The sequence below is a fragment of the Parasphingorhabdus sp. genome (assembly GCF_965233695.1).
GTDB lineage: Bacteria > Pseudomonadota > Alphaproteobacteria > Sphingomonadales > Sphingomonadaceae > Parasphingorhabdus.
The window spans coordinates 1,048,624-1,072,762 of the sequence record NZ_OZ247497.1; the positions used below are offsets into that span (position 1 = coordinate 1,048,624).

Below are 24,139 nucleotides of genomic sequence, written 5' to 3' on the forward strand. Positions count from 1 at the left end.
CAGCACAGGGAGACAAGACTATTGGCAAAAGATCTTATAGAGATGGGAAATAAAATGGCGGAGTCGGAGGATGCAAGATTGATCTTCTAACCATCTGGTAAATATAGATATTGACGGCCAGTTCGAGAAATTATCCCACAGTTTCTCCCACACCCAGTATCTGCTGATAAAGTTGCGAGTTCGAAGCACGCAGATTTAGAACTTCGCCCCCAGATGTACACCCAACAGGTGCTGGCTATAATCTGCTGTAGGCAGGTTGGACGAATAATCCCCATATTCATATTCTGCGCGGGCGAAAAAGACATCGGTGATTGGAACTTCGAGTTCCGCTTGTAAACGGTGGCGATCATCATCGCGCGCCACCCCGATTGCTGGCGTGATATTGTCATAATTACGGGCTTCATAGCGCCAGCCAAGTTTGAGCTCCGCATCGCGTGACCCGACCGGGAAACGTTGCGAAAAGCGCAGCTTGAATTGATGTGCATCATAGTCAAATTGTGGGTCGACGGCGTTTTCGTTGGCATATTTGTAGCCCGCCACGAAGTAGGTTTTGACACCATCCACGAAGTAGTAGAAATCCACACCACCGGCATGGTTTTCGGCATCGCGGTCAATACGGCCCAGAAAATTCTTGTCACTATATGTGTAGTCGGCCCGCGCGAAGAATTTCTCGCTTAGGAAAGCGCTCACGTAGGGCGAAACTTGATGCATCGTGAGAAAGCCGTCACCACCCAGGCGCGAATGGATGAAGCGATAGGCTATGCCGGGTTCCACATCTCCAAAATCATGAGACAAATCAGCCGAGACAAAATGCGTTTGCAAATCGAAATTGGTGAAGTCATCATGCAGGGTTTGGGAGAAATTATAGCCCAGGCTGAGCACCGTATCGCTGCTCAGGTCGAGGTCATATTCCAGGTCCGCGTTGATAGCAGCGGCTTTATCATTTGAACCGGTATTATTGTCGATTTCATCGACATTGATATTGCTGTCATATTCCAGGCCGACGGAAAATTCGGCTGAAAAAGGACTATCTTTGTCCTGTTTTTCACGAGGGACTTCTTCGCCCGCACGATCCTGCGCAATTGCAGTGCTGGTGCAAACTGAAAGACTGGCTGCAATAGCCACCGGTGCAACGAGCTTCATTGGTAAAAAATTTCCCATTTACAAACCCCCAATTGGTAACTGACTATCAATACACAAATATGCAAAATATTTCATTAACTGGTCGGGGCGGCAGGTTCCCACCAACCGCCCCTAAGGGACAGGCCCGCAGCGACCGTGCGCGGACTAGCCCCGTCCGCGTGCCGCCTCTTTCGCAGCTTTTTTGGCGTCTTTGGCCGCATCCTTAGCTGCATCGCGGGCGTCTTTGGCGGCATCTTTCGCTGCTTTCCTCGCCTCTTTGGCCGCTTCGCGCACGACCTTGCGTTCATCCTTAACCGCTTCCTTGGCAGCTTTACGCGCTTCTTTTGCAGCTTCCCTTGATGCTTTTTGCTCATCTTTCACCGCACGGCGGGATTCGCGAGCTATGTCATCTCGATAGTCACGCCCACCACGACGGTCGAAGCTGTTATCGTCAATCGATCCATCACCGCGCCGTTTAAGGCCATCGCTCCTGACATCTTCACGTCCGTTGCGTATGCCGGGCTGACTGTCATCTATGCTGCCATCTCCGCGGCGTTTTAAACCATCGGAGCCAATATCGTCATCGCCGCGTCTGGTTCCCGGTTGACTGTCATCGATCGAACCGTCGCCGCGCCGTTTAAGGCCATCGCTACCAAAATCATTAGAACCGAACGACTGACTGGCGATCATAAGGCCATTTGTTTCTGCGCTGACCGACGCTGCATACATTGCACCGCCCACTACAAGCGCCATTCCGGCAATGAATATTGATCTTTCGATAAGCTGTACCATTTGTCTTCTCTTTCCTTGTTGCTGATATTTGGAAGACGTTTGAGGAGAGTATTTATTCCTCACTCTTGCGCCTCCTCCACCAGCTTAAAAATGGAAGCCAAAGCCAAAGAATACCGGTTGCAGCCCAAAGAAGCTGAACCCGCCCAGCATCACGCTTCCGATGATCAGGACGAAGGGCAACATCGACAGCCGCCGCAACCAGGGCCTGGACCAGCCATAATAGTGCAGAAACGGTTGCAAGAAGAAAGCCAGAGCGATGCCTGCAAAGGCGGGCTGGAAACTGATCAGAGCGGCACCAAAAAAGATCATGCCTGCAAGCATTTCAAATACCCATGATGGCCGAGCATCAGGATGTGTTTCGGACAGGAAGCGGTGGATGCGATTGCCGTTTTGCGCTTTCGCGGCAGATTGTTCGGACTTGTCACCAGTGACCAGAAAACGCGCTTTTCCGGTCAGAGCATAGCCTACAACGCAGAGCGCAGATAGTGGGCTAAGCGCCGCATAAAGCGCCGTACTTTTGGACAGAAAACGGAACAGTCGGATCGGTTCACGCCAATGTTCGAGCACAAAACACAGGATTGGCGCAAACAGGGTCATGACGGTGATCGCAAAAAAATCTATCGTAAAAATGCGCGTCATTTCCACCGGCATTGCCCGCACCGGCATTGTGATTTCCTGGCCCAGGATCACCCAGGTCAAATCACGGCTCGCACCCATCAGGAATGGCAAGGCAAGCCCAGCGATGATCATGAACAGGAAGAAGAAGAACGTCAGCGGAAGATTGGCCGTTGGAAAGGTAATATCCAGTTTTTCAATGAGAGGGATATTACGTGAACGCCACAATTTTGCCGCCCAGTTATGCAGGAACTCACATGTCCCGCGCGTCCATTTGACATGACGCACACGGAATGCCTTTACACTTTCCGGGAAGGCTTCGATGCACATCACATCTTCGGCAAAGATACCATAATAGCCTTTCTCACGGATAGAGATTGCATAGGCCAGATCTTCGCTGACAATTTCGTCAAAACCGCCGACTTCATCCCAGCAGGATCGGCGTAGCAATGCCCCATGACCCAAAAACATGACGAAACCGAATTTGTTGCGCAAAGGCTGATACCATTTCCAGTGCACGTCGATGCCAATGCGCATATCTTCCTGCAATTTCGTGCTGGAATTTTCATCGCAGCGATGATTGGCCTGTACGAAGCCGCAATCTGGATCATTGATTAAATAAGGGACCAGTTTGTCCAAGAAATTTGCCGGTACGATTTCGTCGGCGTCAACGACCGCGAAATAGGGTTCGGATACGTGGTTTGCGAGCGCATGGTTGAGATTGCCCGCTTTGTAGCCAACGCGGTTTTCACGCCGGATAATCTTCACCCAGTCAGGATTGACTTCTCCATAAGCGTCAATTTTATCGCGAATTGCTGGATCATCTCCGTCATCCAAAATGTACAATGTGTAATTCGGATAGCTCAGGTCGAGGCAGCTTTCGACGCTCTCACGCACAAAGTCGTTGCAGGTAGTATACAGGATAGCAACCGGCGGAGTGTCGTGCAGCATCAGTGCTGGCGGCTTGGGAAGGAAATTGCGGTATATCCAGGAGAAAAGCACAACGCCGATATTATACAGCCCGTAGAGCCAAGCGATTGTGGTAAAAACCGCGAAATAGCTGAGCGCCGCTGTTGCCCAAAAACCTTCTGCCGCGCCGACCAGTCCAACCAGCCGAGGGCCGAACCAGATAAGGCTGGCTACCCAGCAACCAAAGATGAAAGCAAACATCCACGGCTTGCGTTCATGAGCAGGCCATATCGCTCCGGAATTCGTCGCAACTGGAATGTCATCAATGTCGTCTGCGATCACTTCACAGTCGTCCAGCGTCTGTACCTTGCTTAAAAACATCAGTTATTCTCCTGCATACCGGGATTAATTTCTGGGAAGCCGGAACGTGACTCCGGCAAGAAAGCGCGTGAAGCTGTTGAGCGGCGCTTCTTCACGGGTCACATTGAAATGCAGGCGGTGCCAGCCGCCAACCCTGATGGAGGCATTGGCGTAGGCGACAAAGACACCGCCGTCGGCGAGCGGATTTATGCTGGAGACATTGCCTCCACCAATTCCGACGCCGATTGAATAGTCGTCTGTCTTATATTCTCCGTATCCGACCAGACGCCATTCATCATCCCGGCTCGCCCCCGTGCGGGCCAGGTAAACTGTGGGTTCAAATGAGAGATTCTTGTTGAGCCGTAAATTTTGACCGGCATAGAGAAGTCGATCTGTAAATCCGGCGCTGTGCGGGCTGATTTGTACGCCCGCCTTGGTTGCGCCGAGCTTAGACAGGTAGGTACCTTCGACCTTGTAGATTTCCTGATTTTGCCCGGCAGGCAGATTACGAAATCCGATTTCGCCAAGAGCCAAAAAATTATCACCGATCTGCTGCAAGACACCGCCATAGAAGGTTTCGGCATTTGCTCCGGTTCGCGCCAGAACCGGATTGTCGAGACTGAGGCCATTGTCATATTTGGCCCAGATACGCGTACGGGGCGTGACCCAACTCGCAAGTTCAACCAGACGCAGGCCCGCATCGCCGCCGCCTGATGTTGTACCGCCCCATACCGAAAGTTCAGCCAGTGCTGGATAATCATAGGCGGCTGTCAGGCCTTTTTTTGCATCTTCCCGTGCAGAATCAATTGCCAGCGCCGATTTGTAGGCCTTTGCAGCACGCCCGGCATTGCCATTGGCAAGACGGGCCATACCCACGCCGACAAGCGGTTCCGGATCATCCGGAATTTCATAAGCCAGCTTCTCAAACTGCTGTGCGGCATCTTCATTTCGTCCTGCCCAATAGGCGCTATAGGCGAGACCTTTTTTTGCGCTCTGACTATCGGGCGCTAGCGCCAATGCGCGCTGGAAATTGCTTTCCGCAGTCGCATATTGTCCAGACCAGGCGTTAGCATAGCCCAAAGCTACACGAGCCTCGAGATTGCTCGGATCAATGGCGAGCGCCCGATTGAGGTCGCTTATCGCGCCGCTCCAATTCTTCTGCCAGGCGCGGGCCGTCCCGCGTCCCACAAGGGCTTTGAGATTGTTGGGATCGCTTTGCAGCGTAATGCTGTGTGCAGCCTCTGCTTCTGGCCCATTGCCTGCCTGCATAGCGGCTTCCGCACGATCAGGCTGTGCGTATGCTGGCTGGGCTGAAACGCCCAGTGCCAATGCCGCAGCGGCAGCGCTCACCACAATTTTGGAATTGAATAAATCTGTTTGAAATGTTGGTCGCATTTTTTCCTCCACATGGTTGGATGTGAAGGGGACGGCTCAGCGTGCTTGTTTATTCCAAAAATTTTTGAATTATTCTAAAAATGTCGTTCAGCAGGCAGGGTTTATGGCAGCGGACGGATCAAACCGTAGCCATAAATCGGGTCGTGTCCACGCGCGCCCAAATCAACTGCTTTGAGTCGTAATTTTTGTAAAGCTGATCCATTGATGTGACCGGTTTTATCGCTCGACAATAAAAGCGCCGTTGCGGCAAATGGTGCAGCGATTGAAGTACCTGACGCACTATCGAGCTTTCCGTTGCCTGCGATATGAGAAATATTAACGCCCGGTGCCGCGAAATCGAGATATTGCCCTCGATTGGCAAGACGAAATATCCGTCGGTTCTTGTCGATGGCGGTGACTGAAACAACGTCGCTATAGCCTGCTGGGTAGAGTGGCTTTGCCGACGGTCCACCATTGCCCACCGCCGCTACAATCACCACACCGCGTTGTCTTAGGTTTCGGATTGCTTTTTGCAGTATGTTGTTGCGCGGCCCGGTCAGACTCATATTGACGATACCTACATCATTGGCGGCCATCCAGTTGAGTGCGCGCACCAAACTGGCCGTCGTTGCCGTTTGGCCGCGTTTAGGTAGAATTTCAAAGGCTGACGCCGCGTAAAGCCTGCTATTGGGAATAAGCCCCGCATAGTCGCGTCTCTGCCCCGCCAATATCGAAGCGACCGCCGTTCCATGGCCTGTTGGTCTGCGATTGCGGCTGCGCACAAAATCACGGCCGATAATGTTCCGGCCTTGCAGTCCCGTTGTTTGCATAGCGAGCGACGTGTCGATTAATCCGATTTTTTTTGCTGTTCGGCGTTGTGCCCGGCTGAGCGGCATGGCAGCTAGCGGTTTGACCCCGCGCGGTCCTTTGCCCCGAATGAGTTGCGGCGCATAAAGATGATTGAAATCAACTTCTGCCGTTGGTGCAAGACGGCGGAGCGCGGCATCACCCTGTGCTACTGACCAACCGGATGGTGGAGCCACCCGTGCCATGACCTGCCCAAGCATCGCCAGTTCCTCGCGCGCACGTACCGAAAACCCTGTCCGTTCGATGGCGTCGAGTTCGGAACCGGAAGATAGCACCAGCCATTCTCCCGCAGCGATGTCAAAGCCATCACTATCTTTGTCGATACCGGTCAGTTCCTCGCTGGCACCGATATCGGGATCGAAATTGGACGGCAGCCCCCCTGAATAGGAACCGCCTTCGGCTATTTCTTCATATTGATCTTCCTGTTCGCGCAATTCTTCCCGCGCAATTTCAAATGTTTCGTCGGCCTGATCCTTGGCTTCTTCACGCGCCAAATCGGCTGCCTCTATGGCCGCTCGATATTCTGCCTCAATGGTATCTTCATCCTTGATGCCAGCAGCGAGGGCGGCGTCGCGCTCGGCGCGCGCCAGATCGCGTGCGGCCTTGCGTTCGAGATTGGCATTCTGCCTCGCTGCCTGACGCTCATCCTTCAGCGCCCGTTCGGCATCATCAAAAAATGCCTCGTTAACCGGCTGGGCTAATCCGGGGACGCGTACCAGACGTTCATCATCGTCAATCCGGTCTTCAGCTTTCTTGTCTGAACGGTCTCGAAACCGATTGCCACTTCCGCTGTTTGAAATCTGGTCTTCGGCTCTTTTAGCGGCCCTGTCTTCCGCTTTGCGGCTATCGCGTGACCTGCCGCCTTTGCCGCTATTGCTTACGCGGTCAGAAATTCGATCATCAATCCGGTCTTCAACCTTACCAGATGATCTATCCTCAATGTCATCCTCGATATCGTCTTCAACCTTATCCTCAATATCATCTTCAATGTCGTCTTCGATATCGTCTTCAATATCATCCTCGATGTCATCTTCGATATCGTCCTCGATCTTGTCTTCCACCTTGTCGTCGATGTCGTCCTCAATATCATCTTCGACATCATCTTCCGGACCGGGTTTTAGAAACAGCGCATGAGCCTGATAGTCAAAAGACACGGTGACCACCGCTACGGGCAACAACAAACAACCAAACAGTCGCATTAGCTTATGCCTGATCATCCGCCTTCCTTCCTTCGCTTGAACAACGCTTTGTAAGACCCCAATATTCGCATTTTCTCGCCGTTCTGCCAACTCTTCTTGATATAGACGTTCGAATGATGGAAAAATTCCATCTTGAGGGAATAAAATGGCACGACCGAACGTCAGTTTCATAACCGATTGAAAAGGCGGTTGATGATATCGTGCGATCTGATCATAAACTCCATTTCAATTTTGGATAATATCCCCAATTTCCAGCAGGGTAGAATGAAAACAAACAATAACAAAAACCCTGAAGGCTTAGAAAACCTCCCATTAAAGAACCCTGGAACAGGCTCGAATCGATCAGTAGAAATCAATGCGAAGGTTACGCAAACCGACAGCAAAGCCGTAACGGTATCGATCCACGATATATCCAAGACCGGCTTCAGTTTCAAAAGTTACACTGAGTTCAATATCGAGAAAAAAATGATGCTCAAGATTCCAGGCTTTGAAGCGCTTCATGCCACATTTGTCTGGAAAGATGATGATCAATATGGGTGCCGTTTCAACAGGCCTCTCCACTCTGCCATATTCGAGCATATCGCATTGAAAAAACAGGCTGAGTGAACACCAGACATTAACTAAGCCGTATGAAAACTCATTACTGGTGGAATAAAAACACTGGGCTATACGTCATCTGTAAAAATGGACCAAGAACGACTGAAACAGGAAATAAGCGGCATAATGGACAACCTGCGCCGCTTTGCCTTTTCCCTCACCGGGGAGAAGCAGGACGCCTATGACCTGTTGCAAGAGACAATTGTCCGATTACTGGAAAAAAATGTGCCGGATGATGCCGACACAAGAAAATGGGCCTTTCGGGTTTGCAAGAATATTTGGCTCGATCAGTTGCGTGCGAACAAAGTGCGCAGGCAGTGGGCCGAATCCAAGATAGGTGAAATGGACAACAGACAAGACGGTCAGAAAATTGCCGATGATCATATCGCGCTGGAAGAAGTAAAGTCGATTATGGCCGAACTTCCCGATGAACAGCGCACCATATTGTCACTCGTTGCGGTTGAAGGGTTTTCCTACAAGGAAGCGGCGGAGATGGAGAATATTCCGGTGGGTACGGTTATGAGCAGATTATCGCGCGCACGGGCAGCAATTGCCGATAGTCTAAATCAAGGCAGGGAGACGGTACATTGACTATATCAGATGAACTGCTCAGCGCTTATCTGGACGGCGAATTATCCGGCGATGATCTTGAGCGCGTTGAACAGGCGCTAACCACCGACACGGCAGCAAAAAAACGCTTCGCTCAATTGCGACGATCCGACGAGATGATCAACACCGTTGCGGCTTCGATCGATGATGAGCCGTTACCGGAAGCTATTGCCCAATTGCTGGAGCCCTCGAAAGAGGTAGAGGGTGACGAAAATGTTGTCGCTTTTGCCCCAAAAGAACGAACACCTTCTGCCAATCGGTGGGCATTGCCGCTCGCTGCATCGATTGCCCTTGCGATTGGTTTTGGCGGCGGCGCTGCGCTGGGGCCTTTCAGCAACGGCGCCAATGCTCCCCTGGAAATGGCAATGATAACGCCAGGAAACCCGTTGTTTGCCGTGCTCGAAAAAAATGCGAGCGGAAAAGTGATAGCTTTGGATGAAAAACAAAAGGCAGAGGTCCGGCTTACATTCCAGGATGCAGATTCCAAATTTTGCCGAGAATTTCTGGTAGGTAACGAAAAAAGTGCGACAAGCGCAGTTGCTTGCCGTGAAGGTCAGAATCAATGGCAGATGCGCATCGCTGCGGAAAGCCAACCATTCGGCAATGATGATGGCGGCTATTCGACGGCATCATCCGAAGGCGAAATATTTGGCGCAGCCGTGGACCAAATGATGGCGAGCGAACCCCTTGATGGCGACAGCGAACAAAAATTGATCGCCAGTCGCTGGCAGGGAACGACAGAAGGCAAATGACACGGCTTCCCAGCAAACACTCTGTGGTGACGGCGAGATATTCTGCTACCGTGATTGTGGCGGTAACGGACTAGCGGGTAGAATAATTATCTTCCGGCACGGCATTGAGTGAAGAACGCCTGGATTTGATCAAACACCAAAAGTTTGATGAGCCATAAATATTTTGATCCCAAGACCGATCAAAATCAATCCCCCCAGAACCTCTGCCCATTTGCCAATTCTGGCTCCGATAAGCGCGCCCAAAAACACGCCGGGGTAGGTCAGGACAAAGGTGGTTAGACCGATCACCACACAGGCTATAACAATCGGTACTCCAAAGCTTGGCAATGTAACGCCAGCAACCGCAGCGTCGATACTTGTTGCAATCCCAGCTACCAGCAGAGGCCATAGAGACAGGTCTTTCATTGCTTTGTCAGTGTTGCGGTCAAAACCTTCCTTGATCATCCGAAGTCCCAGAATGCTCAAGAGGACAAACGCGATCCAGTGGGCCGCTGCTTGCACGAAGGCCGCAAACGCTATTCCTAAAATCCAGCCCAGTAAAGGCATTATTGCTTGTGCCACACCAAAGACAAAGCTCATCCGCAAAGCGGTAACATGGTTTGAGCGATGCGAGGCGCCGTGCGCGACGGCAACCGCGAAGGCGTCCATCGCTAAACCCAAGGAGAGCAAAATAAGGGAGATGCTTACCATGCTTGCGCGTTGGAATAAGTTGTCACCGAAATCAACAAATTCAGATGCTGAAGGACTGCGAATAACAGTCCAAATGTCCGCTTTGCGCCCCAATTTCAGACCTTCTTTCGCTTTCAGCCAAATCCAGAAAGCAGACATTGGAAACTTCTATGAGGTCTGACAATGGTATCCGACATAGCCAATGTTAGCCAAAGCCAAAGATTAGGCTTTGGACCGCTGAGTAAAGTCCTTCCAACAGAAACTACTTATGGCTAGTATCTGAAAGTGCCCCAATCTTCTTCCATCTATTCACGCAAGCCAAAAAAGCAAGCAATTACATTGCTTTACGGGACAAAACGGGACTTTCCGGGATAGTATAGATGGCGGAGTCGGAGGGATTCGAACCCTCGATAGGTTGCCCTATACACGCTTTCCAAGCGTGCGCGATCGACCACTCTGCCACGACTCCGCAATGCTTATCAGAATCATCTGGTTGGTCGAAACTCTGACAGCGACGCTTCCCCTAGTGCGCGAAACGCTCTTTCGCAAGAGCTTGCTTGTGGTTAGGGTAGCCAGATGAGAAAAAACATCCTGATCACACCCCTCGCCGCGCTGCTCGCGCTTTCATCTGTTTCAGCGCAAGAACCTGAAAAAAAGGAACATCCCAGCCCCAATGCGATAGTGGACGCAGCCCCGGCGAGCGACTGGCAAGCCATATCCGCCAGCGACCTGCTGGTCATGGATCTGGCCCCCGATGCGAAGGGTGAAGCGCGTCGCGTGATCATCCAATTGATGCCGCCGCCTTTCTCGCAAGGCTGGATCGGCAATATCCGCAAACTCGCTGCTGCGAAATTCTGGGACGGCACCAGCATCAACCGGGTGCAGGACAATTATGTCGTGCAATGGGGCGATGCGGGATACGACAATCCGGAATCGGGAGAAGTAGAGCAGAAGGCTTTGCCCGAGGGTTTGGTTGAGGTGCCGGAGAGTGAGTATGCCACTCCAACACTTCCCGATTACCCAGGCCCAATAAGTTTTGAGGATGCAACCGAGCAACAACTCGCTTTTGTCAAGACTGCAATATCTATAGCACGCCTCCATGTCGGCCATTTGGATATCTTCGGAGAAGACCGAGACCCGGATCAAGACGTCAATAATTTTGTCATGGCTCGAATGGCAGATCGCTACTCTGACATTAACTCCTTCGCAAGTGGCTGGCCCGTAGCCGGCAAACGCGACGACGAAACGGGCAATACAAAATTCTGGCCAGTCCACTGCTACGGCGCGGTTGGCGTCGGTCGCAACCTCTCCCCCAATACAGGCACCGGCGCCGAACTCTATACCGTCATCGGTCATGCCCCACGCCATCTGGATCGCAATATTGCTGTGGTCGGGCGGATAGTCGAAGGCATCGAACATCTCTCCAGCCTGCCGCGCGGCAAGGGGCAGCTGGGCTTCTATGCCGATCCCAAGAAACGCGTGCCGATCCAGTCGATCCGGCTGGGCACCGCCCTGCCCGCCACGGACCAACCCCGGTTTGAATATCTCGACACCGCCAGCAAAGCCTTTGCGCAATATGCCGAAGCCCGCGCCAATCGCCGCGATCCGTTTTTTATCAAACCGGCAGGTGGCGCAGATATCTGTAACATCCCGGTGCCGGTGCGGCGGGTGAAGGCGGGAGAATAAAGATTTAATCTAAAAGCTGGTGCCCCTGCGCAGGCAGGGGCCCATCTCGGACGCTCTCGTTTAACCGCATCGGCGGGAGATGGACTCCTGCCTGCGCAGGAGCACAGACCAAATGATTTTCCCCTTTCCTACATCGGGTCAAATCGGCTAGCTTTCTCCCATGACGCATTCATCAATCCTTCCTGCTCCGCCCGCCTCTGACCCGCTTTTTTCAGCCCTTTCCGGGCGCAAAGATTTTTCCGCTTTGGGGGGTGTGACCCTGTGTGACCCTGATGTATAATTTTCAAAATTTTGCATTGCCTGGCGCCTGCTTTCGCAGCAGCATCGCAGCCCTCTTGGCTTTCCTGCTGCCCATCGCCCCAGCCATCGCGCAAGATCAAGATGATCCCGCCATCGAACAACCCGCGCCAACCCCGCAAGAGGTGCTGGCCGCTGCGCCCGCCGACCATTGGTTGCCGATTCCGGTGCGCGACCTGATCATCTTCACCCTGCCCGATGATGCGGAAGGTAACAAACGGCAGGCGGTGATCCAGCTGATCCCGGCCGAGCTTTCGGGCGCGCATGTGCGCAATGTCCGTAAATTTGCCGCCCAGCGCTGGTGGGATGGCACGAAAATATACCGTGTTTCCAAGGATTTCGTCACCCAATTTGGTGGCAATCCCGACAATAAGCAGGTTCCCAAGAATCTCGAAACAGTGCCGGAGAGCGACTATTTCAACGCGGCGCTCGGTGCAAAGCGCGCCACGGACCAGGCCGCGTTGGATGCGGCCGTTGCCTATAGCAATGAATATCAGGGCACGGAAATCCGGCCGCTGATGAAGATGATCTATGAAAGCTATGGCGCGAAAGTCGGCTTTGGCGCGGGCTGGCCGATTGGCACCAAGGATGGCAAGGCCTTTCCGATCACCTGCCGCGGGTCATTATCGCCGGCCCATTATGATCCGCCCGATGCCGGCACCGGCGCCGAAATCTCGATCATCACGGGCGAAGCGGCGCGCAGCCTGGATATGACCTTTGGCATGGTCGGGCGAGTGATTGATGGCCTGGAGCATGTTACCAACCTGCCGCTTGGCACGGCAGCAGGCGGCTTTTATGCCGACAAGTCACAGCATATTCCGATCACCTCGGTGCGTCTGGCGAGCGAACTGCCTCTGGCCGAGCAGCCGCGCTATGAATATCTCGCCAGTTACAGCCCGTCGCTGCTGCAATATATTGAAGCCCATGGCGGCTATGGCAATATCTGCACCGTTCCCGTGCCGATAAGAAAAGTTGCCGAATGATGTAACTTTATTACGCAGCCCTCTCGCACATGTCATATTTTGCTGATATTGGACGAGGGCAAGACTCGGCAAAAAACAGGAGCCTCCCCATGCGTGTCGGTACCCCGAAAGAAGTGAAAAACCATGAATATCGCGTCGGGTTGACGCCGGAATCGGTGCGGGAACTATCCGCCCATGGCCATGATGTGCTGGTCGAAACCGGCGCCGGTCTGGGCATTGGCGCGGAGGATGCCGAATATGTCGATGCGGGCGCAACCATTGCCGCCAAGGCGTCCGAGATATTTGAAAAATGCGACATGGTCGTGAAGGTCAAGGAACCCCAGCCAGCCGAACGGGCCATGCTGCGCGAGGGACAGATTCTGTTCACCTATCTGCACCTTGCCCCCGATCCGGAGCAGACCGCCGATCTCGTCAAATCCAAAGCCATTTGCATCGCCTATGAAACCGTCACCGGCACCGGTGGCCTGCCATTGCTGAAACCGATGAGTCAGGTCGCGGGACGCATGTCGATACAGGCTGGCGCGACCGCACTGGAAAAAGCCCATGGCGGCCGCGGCATATTGCTGGGCGGTGTACCGGGCGTATCGCCGGGCAAGGTGACCATTATCGGCGGCGGCGTCGTTGGCTTTAACGCCGCGCAAATGGCCGCTGGTCTGGGTGCGGACGTGACCATATTGGACCGCAACCCGGATGTGCTGGAATCGGTCGGCACCCATTTTGAATCGCGGGCCAAAACGCGTTTTTCGAACAAGGCCAATCTGGCCGAATGTGTCGCTGAGGCGGATCTGGTCATCGGCGCGGTGCTGATCCCAGGGGCCGAAGCGCCGAAGCTGGTGACCCGCGACATGCTCTCGACCATGCGGCCCGGTTCTGTGCTCTGCGATGTAGCCATTGATCAGGGCGGCTGTTTTGAAACGTCCAAGGCGACGACCCATGAAGACCCGACTTATGTGGTCGATGACGTCGTGCATTATTGCGTGGCAAACATGCCCGGCGCGGTATCGCGGACATCGACCTATGCGCTCAATAACGTCACCCTGCCCCATGCACTTGCCATTGCGAACAAGGGTTGGGAGGCGGCTTTGCGCGATGATGCACATCTCGCCGAGGGGCTCAACGTATGGAACGGCCATGTCACCTATCGCGCGGTGGCCGAAGATTTGGGCTATGATTATATGCCGGTGTCAGAGATAGTGGGGTTGAAGGCATAAAAGGACTTTACGGAGCTGTTCCCCTGCGAAGGGCGAAGCGAGGCGTGTGACTCGCTTCGCGGTCCATCTCCAGGTCGTTAATATCTTGACGCGCAGGAGATAGGCTCCTGCCTACGCAGGAGCACAAGAGAAGGAGCACCATATGGCAGCAGCAGATCAGAAACCCCTCGGTTCCGGCTTTCCAGCGAAGAGTGAACCGCAAGACGTGCTGGCTGCCATTGACCTGACCGGCAAGATCGCAATTGTCACCGGCGGCTATTCCGGCATTGGTCTGGAAACCACACGGGCGCTGGCCGCCAAGGGTGCGAAAGTGATTGTACCGGTGCGCGATGAAGCCAAGGCGGCGAAGAACCTATCCGGCGTGGCGGGTGATGTTTCTTCTGCCACCATGGATTTGTCGGACATTGCCTCGGTGCGGAAATTTGCCGATGCGATGGTGAACAGCCTCAGCCAGCTTGACCTACTGATCAACAATGCGGGGATTATGGCCTGCCCATTGGAGCGCGTCGGTCCGGGTTGGGAAAGCCAGTTCGGCGTCAACCATATGGGACATTTCGCCCTGACCAAAGGCTTGATGCCCTTGCTCGAAAAAGCCGAAGCCCCGCGCGTCGTCGCGCTGTCCTCGATTGCCCACAAACGCAACGGCATATTGTGGGATGATATTCAGTTCGAGAAGAGTGAATATCATAAATGGACCTCCTATGCGCAGGCCAAGAGTGCCAATGCCCTGTTCGCCAATGCGCTCAGCCGGCGGATGGCAGGTTTTGGTGGACGCGCCTTTTCCGTGCATCCGGGCGGCATTTTCACGCCGCTGCAACGCCATTTGCCCGTCGAAGAGCAGATCGCGTTGGGCTGGCTGGACGAAAATGGCGAGCCGTCGGAAATGGCTAAAAATGGTTTCAAATCAACCACGCAAGGTTGCACAACCAGCCTGTGGGCCGCAACATCGCCGCTGCTGAACGACAAGCATGGCCTCTATTGCGAGGATTGCGATGTTGCCCAGTTAATGGACGAAGATTCGCCGCCCTTTGGCTGTGTCGCGCCGCATGCGTGCGATGACGACGATGCTGAACGGCTCTGGGAGCTCAGCGAAACATTGCTGGCTGCGGCGTAAGGAGAGGCCCGGCCATGATGAATGAGCATCTGGGCGACGCCGAATATTCCGGCTTGCTCGTTCGCGATGATGGCGGGTTTGTGCTGCAATCCGATGATGGCCGGCGCTATCGGCTCGAGCTGCTCCGCACGCCGATTGATGAAGTGGAAAAACGCGTGATTGTCACCGGACGGCTCATTCATGATGACCAGATCGAAGCCGAAGGCGTGCGACTGGCGGACAGCGGCTGACGATCATGGGCTTGCAAGAGACCATGCGGCCCGCGCGCGCTGAAGACCTCCCGGCGCTGCATGCCCTGGTGGAAAGCGCCTATCGCGGAGACAGCGCCAAGCGCGGCTGGACGCACGAAGCCGATTTGCTGGGCGGGCAGAGAACCGATTTGGCGGCTCTGCGGGAAATATTGGCGGATGAGAATCAGGTCATCCTGCTCGCTATGGACGGTGCTGATATGGCCGGTTGCGTGCAACTCATGCGCGTCAAAGAGGGAGTGGCCTATCTCGGCCTGCTGACGGTTGACCCCGACCGCCAAGCGGGCGGACTGGGCAAGAAATTGCTGGATGCGTCGGAACACTATGTTGCCGAAAACTGGCAGGCGCAGATGATAGAAATGACCGTCATCCGCCAGCGCGCCGATCTGATCGCCTATTATGAACGGCGGGGATATGGCCTGACCGGCGAGCGGCGCCCGTTCCCGCTCGATGACCCGCGCTATGGCCTGCCGAAGACGCAGGAACTGGAATTTGTGGTGTTACGGAAGGAGATTGAAACCGCCTAAGCCGCTTTTCCCTCGAGGGCTTTTTGCCGGCGGCGCTGTACCGAACTGCCAAGCCCCAGGGCTTCGCGATATTTGGCGACCGTCCGCCGGGCAATGTCAAAGCCCTTGTCCTTGAGCAGCGCGACCAGCTTGTCGTCGGAGAGGATCTTCTTGGGATCCTCGTTATCGATCAGCGCCTTGATGTGGCTCTTCACCGCTTCGGCCGAGGCCGCTTCGCCGCCGGTTGAAGACTGGATGCCGCTGGTGAAGAAATATTTGAGCTCAAACGTGCCGCGAGAGCAGGAGAGATATTTGTTGGACGTCACCCGGCTAACCGTCGATTCATGCATCTCGATCTTGTCTGCGACATTTTTGAGCGTCAAAGGCCGCAAATGCGCCACCCCTTCGCGGAAGAAATTTTCCTGTTGCTTCACGATTTCGGTGGCCACCTTGATGATGGTGCGCTGCCGCTGGTCGAGTGCTTTAACCAGCCAGCTTGCGTCAGCCATGCAGTCATTAAGCCACTCTTTCGAGGCCTTGTCCTGCGCCCCGTCTTTCAGCTCGGTGAAATAGGTGCGGTTCACCAGCACTTTGGGCAAGGTCGCGCTATTGATCTCAATCAGCCATTTTCCGCTGCGCTCGGCAATGAAAATGTCCGGCACAACGGCCTGCACATCACCGCCGCCAATCTTGCAGCCGGGCTTGGGATCATAGGCGCGAATCTCCGATATCATGTCCATCAGATCTTCATCATCCACACCGCATATGCGCTTCAATTGTGGCAAGGCCCCTTTGGCCAGCAGGTCGAGATTATCAATCAGCCGCGCCATCGCCGGATCATATCGATCCGCTTCCTTGGCCTGCAGCGCCAAGCATTCGGCCAGATCCCGCGCGCCTACGCCCACCGGTTCCAGGTTCTGCACCTCGGCCAATATACGCTTTACATCATCAAGCTGCACACCCAGCCGGTGCGCAAATTCGAGCAAATCGGCCTGCAAATAACCGCATTCATCAATCTGATCGATAAGATGCTGGGCAATAAACAAATCCGCACCCGACAATATCGCGCCCGCCTGCTCCATCAGATGTTCCGCCAGCGTCGTTTCGGCGACCAGCATATTCTCGAAATCCGGGGCTTCTCCCCCAAGAGCGCCGCTGCCGGAATTGCCGGTACCGTTAAGACCAAGGCCGCCGTCCAGGGCGCCATCGCTTTCACTCAAGCTGTTATTCGAAAATTGGTCCGCGTCGCCCGCCATATCAAGCTTCGATTCCGCTTCCGCTGGACCTGAGGACAAAATCTCATCACTGCCTTGAGACCCCGGTTCAGGCGGAAGATCAGCGCCATTGTCGCCATCATTGCTTTTGGCTTCGGCGCTCAGGTCACCGGTCTCGAGCAAGGGGTTCTTCTCAATCTCTTCGGCAATATAGGTTTCAAGCTCCAGATTGGATAAAGCCAGCAACTTGATCGCCTGCTGCAATTGCGGCGTCATCACCAGTGACTGGCTCTGCCTTAAGTCAAGACGCGGCCCTAATGCCATTATGCTTTATTCCGCCTAGTCATAGGGCAAAACCCTCACCGAGATAAAGCCGCCGGACATTCTCATCTTTAACCAACGCTTCAGGACTACCTGCAAACAAAACCTGACCATCATAAATGATGCAGGCCCGATCAACAATATCGAGCGTTTCGCGAACATTATGATCGGTGATCAAAACGCCAATACCGCGGTTCTTGAGCTGCACGACCAGATCGCGGATATCGGAAATCGAAATGGGGTCGATCCCCGCAAACGGCTCGTCCAGCAATATAATCGAAGGGTCTGCCGCCAATGCGCGCGCAATTTCGCAGCGGCGCCGTTCACCGCCGGACAACGCCATGGCTGGCGAGCTACGCAATTTTGTAAGACCGAATTCGTCGAGCAGCCGGTCCAGCGTTTCCGCCCGCACCACTTTGTCATTCTCAACCATTTCCAGTACCGCTAGGATATTCTGTTCCACTGTCATCCCGCGAAAAATCGATGTCTCCTGGGGCAAATAGCCCAGACCCAATATGGCCCGGCGATACATTGGCAGTGGCGTGATATCTTCACCGTCCAGCATGATCCGGCCAGCATCCGGGCGGACCAAACCCATGACGGAATAGAAGCAAGTCGTTTTGCCGGCGCCATTGGGGCCAAGCAGTCCAACCACTTCCCCTCGCCCCACCGATAGCGAGACATCGGACAGCACAGCTCGCTTGTCATAGCTTTTCGCGATCGACACAACGGCAAGGCCATGTTCCATGGCATCACTGGCCATAGCAGAGCCCTGATCGCCCGCCGAAGCCATCTCAAATGTGGTCGTGTCGTTCATCTTGATCCTTTTGCTATGGGCCTATTTGTACCCGATAGGATTGTGCAATGGTTAACAACATGGCCCAATTTACTCGAAATTGGCAAGCTTTATGCATGATTGATCGAAAATGGTTCTTTTTCGCGGAATTACCAGGTTGCTCTGCACCGATCAACGGGCGACGCCACAACATGATGGATGCCAAAATAAACATCATTGCAAAATGGTGAGAGCTCAGTCCGGCCGTTGTGGTACGGTAAAAGTGCCCGATACACGGCCATTGGAGTTTTGCGTTCCTGGAACCGCTCCACCGGCTGATCGACCGTCTATTGTTGACCTGCCGGATGCGAGATCGATGATCACTCGGCCGCCCGACAACCGGTTCGTCCCTTGAGTCAGCGTTACATTGCCAACAAGGGTGATAAGCCGACGGTTCAAGTCGTAAATCGCGACATTCCCCGACGCAGTATCGCCGCCCTTGCGAATAGTCACGCCGCCGGAGGCGTCGATCCGGTCAACTTCGATACCGCCTGTGTTACGATAGGCAACTGTCATTCGCGCAGAATTCAGAACCAGTCCCGCTTGTTCTACCCGCACTGCACCCGAAAGCACCACCCTGTCTGCCCGGTCCTGCACTTCAATCCGTCCCGCATCGAAATTGACCGGCGCATTGCTATTATGGCCACCGAAAACTTGCGCAGGTGCCGGACCTGCAATCGTGAAGGCCGCCGCGACAGCGATCAGCGCCCCGGCAGAGGCAGCAAAAAGGGATCGTTTCATCATCTATCCGCCTCTTAATCCGTTTTGTACGATACGCAACTTTGCGTTACCATCAAGCGTAACCGTGCGTTCAGACATATCGGCCTTCAGGCTGTCCGCCCGGAATGTTCCGATATTGGTTCGCCCTTCCACCGGGGCATCACTCTTCAATGTGCGGCTTTTCAAATCCACCGTCACATTATTTGTCGTCAAACGATAGCCGCCCGCGCTTTCCACTTGCACCGTTCCGGGAATTTTGACGTCCTCGCGATCCATATCATAGCGACCAGCTCCCGCACGGATCTGCGCAGGTCCATCATTTAACAGGATGCGCGCCGACAGGTCTTTCAGCTGCACCACCGGTTCACGTGAACTTTTCTGGACAGCCGATCCCGCCTTTATTGAAAAAGGGCGGCCCTGACTGTCTTCACCGCGATAAAGCGCTTCGGTCACGCGCATCCGCTCTTTCGCTACATCTACGCTATTCTTGTCGAGCACAAAGCTAAGCTCCCCGCTCATTGTAAAGGGTGCCAGTGCCAATAGGGCGCCCAAGACACCGACACCTAGAGGCAACAGAACGCGCAAAAACCGGATATTGCGATCATGGCTTCCGCCGGGTGACGCAAATTGCTGGCGTTTGGTTTTGATATGTTCGGTTGTAGCGGTCATGTTTGGTTATATCTTGGCTATTGTCCGGAATCTATGAAGGTTTAATCTCATGCCGTCTCAGGCGTGGGCGAATATATCTGTCTCGGGCCAGCCAGCGATATCCAGGCGAGCCCGATGCGGTAAAAAGTCAAAACAGGCCTGCGCCATGGCGGTGCGCCCTTCCCTTTCCAGCCGGATTTCCAGTTCATCTTTCAACCGGTGGAGAAATCGTACATCTGATGCCGCATAGTCGCGCTGCGCCTCGCTCAACTCCGGACCACCCCAGTCACTGGATTGTTGTTGTTTGGATATATCCTGTCCTAGCAATTCCCTGACCAGCTCTTTCAAACCATGGCGGTCGGTATAAGTGCGGATCAGTCGGGAAGCGATTTTGGTGCAGAAAACGGGCTCTGCCATCACGCCCATATAATGTTCGATGGCAGCAAGATCGAACCGCGCGAAATGATAGAGCTTCGTCCGCGCCGGATCAGCCAGTATCTGCTTGAGATTGGGCGCAGCATAGTCGCTTCCTGGACCAAATCGTACCAGATGCTCATCGCCATTGCCGTCCGATATCTGAAGCAAGCACAACCTGTCTCGTAAGGTTTGCAGGCCCATTGTCTCGGTATCGACCGCAACCGGGCCATCAGCCAAGGCATCTGCCGGCAGATCTTCTTCGTGAAAAAATACTGCCATTAAGCTTCGCTCCGCGACACAGGGTTCGCAAATAATCTAAAAAATATTTTCATAACTATGGTATGTGCCGCAGCACGGGTTAAACAGCAAGAATTAGATTGCAGTACAAAGACAGTTTGCATCGGAAAAAGAGGGGAAAAGCAAGATGACAGATCAAACACCGCAGCCGACATCAAGTGGTTTCGACATGAACAAGGCCACGATCATATCGTTGTTATATATCGCCAGCTTTTTTGTCGGTGTAACCGGTATAGTCGGCGTTATATTGGCCTTTGTCTGGAAAGACGAGGTTGCGGGCACTTGGGAAGAAAGCCATTTGCAGTTTCATATCATGACTTTTGTGATCGGTCTGATCGGCAGCGTAATAGGTATTATCCTGTCCATTGTTCTGATCGGAATACCTTTGTTGATTGCGCTGGCGGTTTGGGTTCTGGTCCGTTCGATCATGGCCTTATTGAAAGCGCAAAAACAGGAACCTATTGCCGACCCGAAGACCTGGTTGTTCTAGTTCGATTTATCGAAGGCAAACAAAATATATTGGAAATTAACCTTGTGCGGATTTTTATTCGCATAAGCCATGGTTTTTCTATATGGTTACACTGCGCAATATCGGGATTCGCGTGAAACAATGCTCGGGCCATCGTCCGCTTCGACATTGGATTTGATTTATCGGACGAAGTGAAAGACGATTCAAGAATGGGTTTTGATAGAAACCGGCGTGGCAGAGGCCGGGATAAGCGTGATAGCTTTGGTGACGAGAATTTTGACGGATATCAAGGTGATAGCGGTCCTCCAGTAGAAAGATATACGCGGCCAGATACAGGCTATAGCGGTGGCGGGCAGCGCAGCGGTGGCTCCGGCGGCGGAATGCCTGATCAGGTTGTTGGAGAGAGCACCGGCAAGGTAAAATTTTTCAACGCCCAGAAGGGCTTTGGCTTCATTGTACAAGATGCAGGCGGCGAAGATGTATTCGTACATATCAGCCAGGTGGAACGCGCTGGCCTCAAGGGTCTCGCTGAGGGACAAGGCTTGCGTTTCTCTCTGGTTGATCGTGGCGGCAAAGTCTCTGCTTCTGATATTCAGATCGAAGGCGATTTAATCGAAGTGGCTGAACCCGCAGCGCGCGAAGAGCGCGGCGGACCGCCACAGCGAGAGCTAACCGGTGAGAAAGCGACAGGTACGGTCAAGTTCTTCAACAGCATGAAAGGTTTTGGCTTCATCCAGCGTGATGATGGTCAGCCTGATGCATTTGTTCATATTTCAGCCGTGGAACGCGCTGGTATGAGCGGACTGGAAGAAGGCGACAAGCTGGAATTTGAACTGGAAGTTGATCGCCGTGGAAAAACCGCAGCAGTGAACTTGGTTTCCAAATAATATCAGCTGACATGATAAAATTTAGCGGGCGAAAGTCCGCTATTTTTTTGCCTACAGACCGCATAAAAGGGGGCCAACGGAAAGCATATACGTTGACCCCTTTGTTCATTCCACAATTTGGATCAGCCGTTCTTTGCGCTTTCCAGCAGAAACCATGCGCGTTGTTCTGCCTGGTCAGTCCAATCGTCAATCATGCCATCTGTCGCATTGTCACCTGCTTCACCAGCCAGCGCCTTGGCCGCTCGCAATTGGTTCACCAGCATCAGATTATTCTCACGCAACTCGCTAAGCATCTGATCGGCGGATAAATTCTCGGCATCGTTGTCGGCGATATTCTGATGCTTGGATACATCACCGATTGATGTCAGGGTCCGTTGACCAATTTTTCGAACGCGCTCGGCAATCATGTCTGTCGTCATCAATATCTGCGTGGCCTGCTCATCAAACATGAGATGATAGTCGCGAAAATGCGGGCCGGATACGTGCCAGTGGAAATTTTTGGTTTTGAAATAAAGAGCGAAACTGTCCGCCAAAACCGTATTTAATGAATTCGCCAGTGCTTTTCTTGCATTGTCACCTGATGTCATATCAATCTCCATCGCTAATTCTGCGTTATGAGAAGAAAATAAGCTGTCGGCCGCTGCAAAGCCAACGCAAAACACGGGTTTGAATAATCGCTTTTATCAATATGTGTATCGCTATTAAATCGATTGGGCGACTTTATAACATGCCCCATGCGCTCAGCGCCAACAATGCGCCAATCATTAGGAACAGGACTCCGCCCGTGTTCCGAATAACCGTTATCGGCAACAATTCGGCCAGTTTTTCGTGCAATATTAAAGCGGGCACACAAGCCAGCATCACCCCTATCCAACCTCCCGTCGCGGCGAATGCCCAGGCGTCGGTTCGCGCAGCCGTTGCCGCCAATATGAATTGACCCTTGTCTCCGAACTGCAGGATGAAAAGACCCAGAAACGATGTCCAAAAAGGCCCCAAGGTCCATTTGTCCAGCAAATCGACAGGCCGCCGCCATGCTACCATACCGATACCTGCAAAAAGCAGCGAAAGAGCATAAAAGAGCCGTAATGGCTCCTCGCTAATCCAGCCATTAACAGCTGAGCCACCGAGTGAAGAGATCAGGCAATTGAGCGATGTCGCCAATCCCAGCCCCCAGATTATCGGCGCGACCCGTCCATAACGGATGGCGAGAGCCGCGCATAATATTTGCGGCCGATCACCAATTTCCGCCAAAAACAGAGCAAATAATGAGGTTAAAAAAGCATCCACAAGAGCGGTCGCTAGGGCTGTCCGCCAAGCCGTAGCGCCACATTCGCCATTAAGGCTTCGGACATCGCACCGCTGATCGGTCCGCATGTCAGCGCCTCTTGCATCGCGCCAAGATAGGACTCCGCGACAACCACGCCCGATCCGCTTTGCAAGGCCTGTTGCAATGCAGCCTCGCAGGCACAGCTGAGGTCATGAAGCGCCGAAAGATGATGTTGCGCAGCCTTCTGCCGCACCTGATCAAGATGCATTAAAAACTGCACCGGGTGTTTCTCCACCAGAGAAGGCGGCATGCCTTCCAAAAGAGCCAGCATTTCGGCTTGCACCAGCATATTTTGATCGTGATCCATAGACTCCGTCCCAAGTTACCGGAACACCATGCAAAAATATGGTTAAAGGGCCGTAAATATGGGTTGAACAGTTGTGGCCACGTGCTGCCTCCGCTTTTTCTTGACAATCACCGTCAATTTCAGCATTAGCGCGCTCAATTACAGCGGATTGCGCCGGATCATTGGACAGGCCGCTTTTTCAGAAAATTGCTTTTAAGGAATGCGCCATGGCGAAACCAGCCAATGTAAAAATCAAACTCGTCAGCACGGCGGATACCGGCTTTTTCTACGTAACCCGTAAAAACCCGCGCAATCTCACCGAAAAAATGGTGCAGCGCAAATATGATCCCGTCGTGCGCAAGCATGTTGAGTTCAAAGAAGCGAAGATCAAGTAAACCGCTTTTTACTGAAAATTGAAATCGGCCTCAGCGTTGCAGAACACTCTGTACCGATTCGATGAATTTCGCCACCGATATGGGCTTTGAAACATAGGCCTCTGCTCCGGCACTCAGAATCCGGTCTTCGTCACCTTTGCCTGCATAGGCCGTCACGGCCATGATCGGGATGATCTTGAGCTGGACGTCTTTCTTGATCTGCTCAATCAGTTCCAGCCCGCTGATATGAGGCAATTGAATATCCATGATCACCAGATTGGGTACAAAACTGCGTGCCTTTTCGAGTACCTCCCGCCCATCCTTGACCGGTTCGACCACAAAACCATGCGCACGCAGCAGGTCGCAGAACAGTTTCAGGTTCAGCTCGTTATCCTCGACCACTAAAACTCTTTTTGCCACGAGATGACTTGCCC

Annotated in this window: 27 protein-coding genes and 1 tRNA gene; 12 read left to right on the forward strand and 16 right to left on the reverse strand. The window is 53.4% G+C overall.

Annotation, left to right across the window (positions count from 1 at the left end):
• Positions 1-195 precede the first annotated feature (195 nt).
• The 5 genes from ACO6S1_RS04845 to ACO6S1_RS04865 form a co-directional block, all read right to left on the reverse strand.
• On the reverse strand, positions 196-1,161 hold the full coding sequence (locus ACO6S1_RS04845) for a surface lipoprotein assembly modifier (protein ID WP_422345199.1): 966 nt from the start codon (positions 1,159-1,161) through the stop codon (positions 196-198).
• 126 nt (positions 1,162-1,287) lie between these two features.
• Positions 1,288-1,914, reverse strand: a complete 627-nt coding sequence (locus ACO6S1_RS04850) for a hypothetical protein (protein ID WP_422345200.1) — start codon at positions 1,912-1,914, stop codon at positions 1,288-1,290.
• 84 nt (positions 1,915-1,998) lie between these two features.
• Positions 1,999-3,819, reverse strand: coding sequence for a glycosyltransferase (locus ACO6S1_RS04855; RefSeq protein ID WP_422345201.1), 1,821 nt, complete (start codon positions 3,817-3,819; stop codon positions 1,999-2,001).
• A gap of 24 nt (positions 3,820-3,843) precedes the next feature.
• Positions 3,844-5,193 (reverse strand): tetratricopeptide repeat protein, encoded by a 1,350-nt coding sequence (locus ACO6S1_RS04860; protein ID WP_422345202.1) that lies wholly within the window; start codon positions 5,191-5,193, stop codon positions 3,844-3,846.
• Between the two features lie 101 nt (positions 5,194-5,294).
• Positions 5,295-7,256: a S8 family serine peptidase gene (locus ACO6S1_RS04865; protein ID WP_422345203.1), complete on the reverse strand. Its 1,962-nt coding sequence runs from the start codon at positions 7,254-7,256 to the stop codon at positions 5,295-5,297.
• Between the two features lie 246 nt (positions 7,257-7,502).
• Here ACO6S1_RS04865 and ACO6S1_RS04870 point away from each other — a divergent pair, with 246 nt between their 5' ends.
• The 3 genes from ACO6S1_RS04870 (at position 7,503) to ACO6S1_RS04880 (ending at position 9,196) form a co-directional block, all read left to right on the forward strand.
• A complete protein-coding gene (locus tag ACO6S1_RS04870; protein WP_422345204.1) occupies positions 7,503-7,844 on the forward strand; it encodes a PilZ domain-containing protein in 342 nt (113 codons plus the stop codon).
• A 78-nt stretch (positions 7,845-7,922) separates the two neighbouring features.
• Positions 7,923-8,426: an RNA polymerase sigma factor gene (locus tag ACO6S1_RS04875; RefSeq protein WP_422345205.1), complete on the forward strand. Its 504-nt coding sequence runs from the start codon at positions 7,923-7,925 to the stop codon at positions 8,424-8,426.
• Positions 8,423-9,196: an anti-sigma factor family protein gene (locus tag ACO6S1_RS04880; RefSeq protein WP_422345206.1), complete on the forward strand. Its 774-nt coding sequence runs from the start codon at positions 8,423-8,425 to the stop codon at positions 9,194-9,196. Before ACO6S1_RS04875 ends, ACO6S1_RS04880 begins: the two co-directional genes overlap by 4 nt.
• A 129-nt stretch (positions 9,197-9,325) precedes the next feature.
• Here the strand turns inward: ACO6S1_RS04880 and ACO6S1_RS04885 are convergent, their stop codons facing one another.
• Both ACO6S1_RS04885 and ACO6S1_RS04890 read right to left on the reverse strand, forming a co-directional pair.
• Positions 9,326-9,979: a manganese efflux pump MntP family protein gene (locus ACO6S1_RS04885; protein ID WP_422345207.1), complete on the reverse strand. Its 654-nt coding sequence runs from the start codon at positions 9,977-9,979 to the stop codon at positions 9,326-9,328.
• Between the two features lie 267 nt (positions 9,980-10,246).
• A tRNA-Ser gene (locus tag ACO6S1_RS04890) sits at positions 10,247-10,334 on the reverse strand.
• A gap of 107 nt (positions 10,335-10,441) precedes the next feature.
• On the opposite strand from ACO6S1_RS04890, the gene ACO6S1_RS04895 reads away from it, so the two are divergent.
• The 6 genes from ACO6S1_RS04895 to ACO6S1_RS04920 all read left to right on the forward strand — a co-directional run bounded on the left by ACO6S1_RS04895 (position 10,442) and on the right by ACO6S1_RS04920 (position 15,931).
• On the forward strand, positions 10,442-11,551 hold the full coding sequence (locus ACO6S1_RS04895) for a peptidylprolyl isomerase (RefSeq protein WP_422345208.1): 1,110 nt from the start codon (positions 10,442-10,444) through the stop codon (positions 11,549-11,551).
• 272 nt (positions 11,552-11,823) lie between these two features.
• Positions 11,824-12,831, forward strand: a complete 1,008-nt coding sequence (locus tag ACO6S1_RS04900; protein WP_422345209.1) for a peptidylprolyl isomerase — start codon at positions 11,824-11,826, stop codon at positions 12,829-12,831.
• A gap of 89 nt (positions 12,832-12,920) precedes the next feature.
• Positions 12,921-14,042, forward strand: coding sequence for an alanine dehydrogenase (ald, locus tag ACO6S1_RS04905; protein ID WP_422345210.1), 1,122 nt, complete (start codon positions 12,921-12,923; stop codon positions 14,040-14,042).
• Between the two features lie 142 nt (positions 14,043-14,184).
• On the forward strand, positions 14,185-15,156 hold the full coding sequence (locus ACO6S1_RS04910) for an oxidoreductase (protein WP_422345211.1): 972 nt from the start codon (positions 14,185-14,187) through the stop codon (positions 15,154-15,156).
• Positions 15,157-15,170: 14 nt separating this feature from the next.
• The gene (locus tag ACO6S1_RS04915) at positions 15,171-15,386 is read left to right on the forward strand and encodes a DUF5818 domain-containing protein (RefSeq protein ID WP_422345212.1); all 216 of its coding nucleotides are present in this window, start codon (positions 15,171-15,173) and stop codon (positions 15,384-15,386) included.
• Between the two features lie 5 nt (positions 15,387-15,391).
• The gene (locus ACO6S1_RS04920) at positions 15,392-15,931 is read left to right on the forward strand and encodes a GNAT family N-acetyltransferase (RefSeq protein WP_422345213.1); all 540 of its coding nucleotides are present in this window, start codon (positions 15,392-15,394) and stop codon (positions 15,929-15,931) included.
• On the opposite strand, the gene rpoN is transcribed toward ACO6S1_RS04920, so the two are convergent.
• The 5 genes from rpoN to ACO6S1_RS04945 form a co-directional block, all read right to left on the reverse strand.
• Positions 15,928-17,448: an RNA polymerase factor sigma-54 gene (rpoN, locus tag ACO6S1_RS04925; RefSeq protein WP_422345214.1), complete on the reverse strand. Its 1,521-nt coding sequence runs from the start codon at positions 17,446-17,448 to the stop codon at positions 15,928-15,930. The genes ACO6S1_RS04920 and rpoN overlap by 4 nt on opposite strands.
• Positions 17,449-17,467: 19 nt before the next feature.
• A complete protein-coding gene (lptB, locus tag ACO6S1_RS04930; protein ID WP_422346136.1) occupies positions 17,468-18,238 on the reverse strand; it encodes an LPS export ABC transporter ATP-binding protein in 771 nt (256 codons plus the stop codon).
• Positions 18,239-18,475: 237 nt separating this feature from the next.
• A complete protein-coding gene (locus tag ACO6S1_RS04935; RefSeq protein WP_422346137.1) occupies positions 18,476-19,021 on the reverse strand; it encodes an LptA/OstA family protein in 546 nt (181 codons plus the stop codon).
• Between the two features lie 3 nt (positions 19,022-19,024).
• Positions 19,025-19,669: an LPS export ABC transporter periplasmic protein LptC gene (lptC, locus tag ACO6S1_RS04940; protein WP_422345215.1), complete on the reverse strand. Its 645-nt coding sequence runs from the start codon at positions 19,667-19,669 to the stop codon at positions 19,025-19,027.
• Positions 19,670-19,726: 57 nt separating this feature from the next.
• Entirely contained in the window at positions 19,727-20,344 is a 618-nt protein-coding gene (locus ACO6S1_RS04945; RefSeq protein ID WP_422345216.1) for a ribonuclease D, read from the reverse strand.
• Positions 20,345-20,489: 145 nt separating this feature from the next.
• Between ACO6S1_RS04945 and ACO6S1_RS04950 the strand changes: the two genes are divergently transcribed.
• Together ACO6S1_RS04950 and ACO6S1_RS04955 are read left to right on the forward strand one after the other, a co-directional pair.
• The gene (locus tag ACO6S1_RS04950) at positions 20,490-20,852 is read left to right on the forward strand and encodes a DUF4870 family protein (RefSeq protein WP_422345217.1); all 363 of its coding nucleotides are present in this window, start codon (positions 20,490-20,492) and stop codon (positions 20,850-20,852) included.
• Between the two features lie 188 nt (positions 20,853-21,040).
• Positions 21,041-21,718 (forward strand): cold-shock protein, encoded by a 678-nt coding sequence (locus ACO6S1_RS04955; protein ID WP_422345218.1) that lies wholly within the window; start codon positions 21,041-21,043, stop codon positions 21,716-21,718.
• A gap of 122 nt (positions 21,719-21,840) precedes the next feature.
• On the opposite strand, the gene ACO6S1_RS04960 is transcribed toward ACO6S1_RS04955, so the two are convergent.
• From ACO6S1_RS04960 to ACO6S1_RS04970, 3 genes are all read right to left on the reverse strand, one after another.
• On the reverse strand, positions 21,841-22,305 hold the full coding sequence (locus ACO6S1_RS04960; protein ID WP_422345219.1) for a Dps family protein: 465 nt from the start codon (positions 22,303-22,305) through the stop codon (positions 21,841-21,843).
• Between the two features lie 133 nt (positions 22,306-22,438).
• Positions 22,439-23,005, reverse strand: a complete 567-nt coding sequence (locus ACO6S1_RS04965; protein ID WP_422345220.1) for a TMEM165/GDT1 family protein — start codon at positions 23,003-23,005, stop codon at positions 22,439-22,441.
• 11 nt (positions 23,006-23,016) lie between these two features.
• Positions 23,017-23,352, reverse strand: coding sequence for a hypothetical protein (locus ACO6S1_RS04970; protein WP_422345221.1), 336 nt, complete (start codon positions 23,350-23,352; stop codon positions 23,017-23,019).
• 206 nt (positions 23,353-23,558) lie between these two features.
• Between ACO6S1_RS04970 and rpmG the strand changes: the two genes are divergently transcribed.
• On the forward strand, positions 23,559-23,726 hold the full coding sequence (gene rpmG / locus ACO6S1_RS04975; RefSeq protein ID WP_066741431.1) for a 50S ribosomal protein L33: 168 nt from the start codon (positions 23,559-23,561) through the stop codon (positions 23,724-23,726).
• 30 nt (positions 23,727-23,756) lie between these two features.
• Here rpmG and ACO6S1_RS04980 read toward each other — a convergent pair whose 3' ends face one another.
• Complete coding sequence (locus ACO6S1_RS04980; protein WP_422345222.1) at positions 23,757-24,125, reverse strand: response regulator; 369 nt, start codon at positions 24,123-24,125, stop codon at positions 23,757-23,759.
• Positions 24,126-24,139: the final 14 nt, after the last annotated feature.

Bases quoted from the DNA above. Each gene is read 5' to 3' on its own strand.
- ACO6S1_RS04845 (WP_422345199.1), bottom strand. From the start codon at position 1,161: ATGGGAAATTTTTTACCAATGAAGCTCGTTGCACCGGTGGCTATTGCA.
- ACO6S1_RS04850 (WP_422345200.1), bottom strand. From the start codon at position 1,914: ATGGTACAGCTTATCGAAAGATCAATATTCATTGCCGGAATGGCGCTT.
- ACO6S1_RS04855 (WP_422345201.1), bottom strand. From the start codon at position 3,819: ATGTTTTTAAGCAAGGTACAGACGCTGGACGACTGTGAAGTGATCGCA.
- ACO6S1_RS04860 (WP_422345202.1), bottom strand. From the start codon at position 5,193: ATGCGACCAACATTTCAAACAGATTTATTCAATTCCAAAATTGTGGTG.
- ACO6S1_RS04865 (WP_422345203.1), bottom strand. From the start codon at position 7,256: ATGATCAGGCATAAGCTAATGCGACTGTTTGGTTGTTTGTTGTTGCCC.
- ACO6S1_RS04870 (WP_422345204.1), top strand. From the start codon at position 7,503: ATGAAAACAAACAATAACAAAAACCCTGAAGGCTTAGAAAACCTCCCA.
- ACO6S1_RS04875 (WP_422345205.1), top strand. From the start codon at position 7,923: ATGGACCAAGAACGACTGAAACAGGAAATAAGCGGCATAATGGACAAC.
- ACO6S1_RS04895 (WP_422345208.1), top strand. From the start codon at position 10,442: ATGAGAAAAAACATCCTGATCACACCCCTCGCCGCGCTGCTCGCGCTT.
- ACO6S1_RS04900 (WP_422345209.1), top strand. From the start codon at position 11,824: ATGTATAATTTTCAAAATTTTGCATTGCCTGGCGCCTGCTTTCGCAGC.
- ald (WP_422345210.1), top strand. From the start codon at position 12,921: ATGCGTGTCGGTACCCCGAAAGAAGTGAAAAACCATGAATATCGCGTC.
- ACO6S1_RS04910 (WP_422345211.1), top strand. From the start codon at position 14,185: ATGGCAGCAGCAGATCAGAAACCCCTCGGTTCCGGCTTTCCAGCGAAG.
- ACO6S1_RS04915 (WP_422345212.1), top strand. From the start codon at position 15,171: ATGATGAATGAGCATCTGGGCGACGCCGAATATTCCGGCTTGCTCGTT.
- ACO6S1_RS04920 (WP_422345213.1), top strand. From the start codon at position 15,392: ATGGGCTTGCAAGAGACCATGCGGCCCGCGCGCGCTGAAGACCTCCCG.
- rpoN (WP_422345214.1), bottom strand. From the start codon at position 17,448: ATGGCATTAGGGCCGCGTCTTGACTTAAGGCAGAGCCAGTCACTGGTG.
- lptB (WP_422346136.1), bottom strand. From the start codon at position 18,238: ATGGCTTCGGCGGGCGATCAGGGCTCTGCTATGGCCAGTGATGCCATG.
- ACO6S1_RS04935 (WP_422346137.1), bottom strand. From the start codon at position 19,021: ATGAAACGATCCCTTTTTGCTGCCTCTGCCGGGGCGCTGATCGCTGTC.
- lptC (WP_422345215.1), bottom strand. From the start codon at position 19,669: ATGACCGCTACAACCGAACATATCAAAACCAAACGCCAGCAATTTGCG.
- ACO6S1_RS04945 (WP_422345216.1), bottom strand. From the start codon at position 20,344: ATGGCAGTATTTTTTCACGAAGAAGATCTGCCGGCAGATGCCTTGGCT.
- ACO6S1_RS04950 (WP_422345217.1), top strand. From the start codon at position 20,490: ATGACAGATCAAACACCGCAGCCGACATCAAGTGGTTTCGACATGAAC.
- ACO6S1_RS04955 (WP_422345218.1), top strand. From the start codon at position 21,041: ATGGGTTTTGATAGAAACCGGCGTGGCAGAGGCCGGGATAAGCGTGAT.
- ACO6S1_RS04960 (WP_422345219.1), bottom strand. From the start codon at position 22,305: ATGACATCAGGTGACAATGCAAGAAAAGCACTGGCGAATTCATTAAAT.
- ACO6S1_RS04970 (WP_422345221.1), bottom strand. From the start codon at position 23,352: ATGGATCACGATCAAAATATGCTGGTGCAAGCCGAAATGCTGGCTCTT.
- rpmG (WP_066741431.1), top strand. From the start codon at position 23,559: ATGGCGAAACCAGCCAATGTAAAAATCAAACTCGTCAGCACGGCGGAT.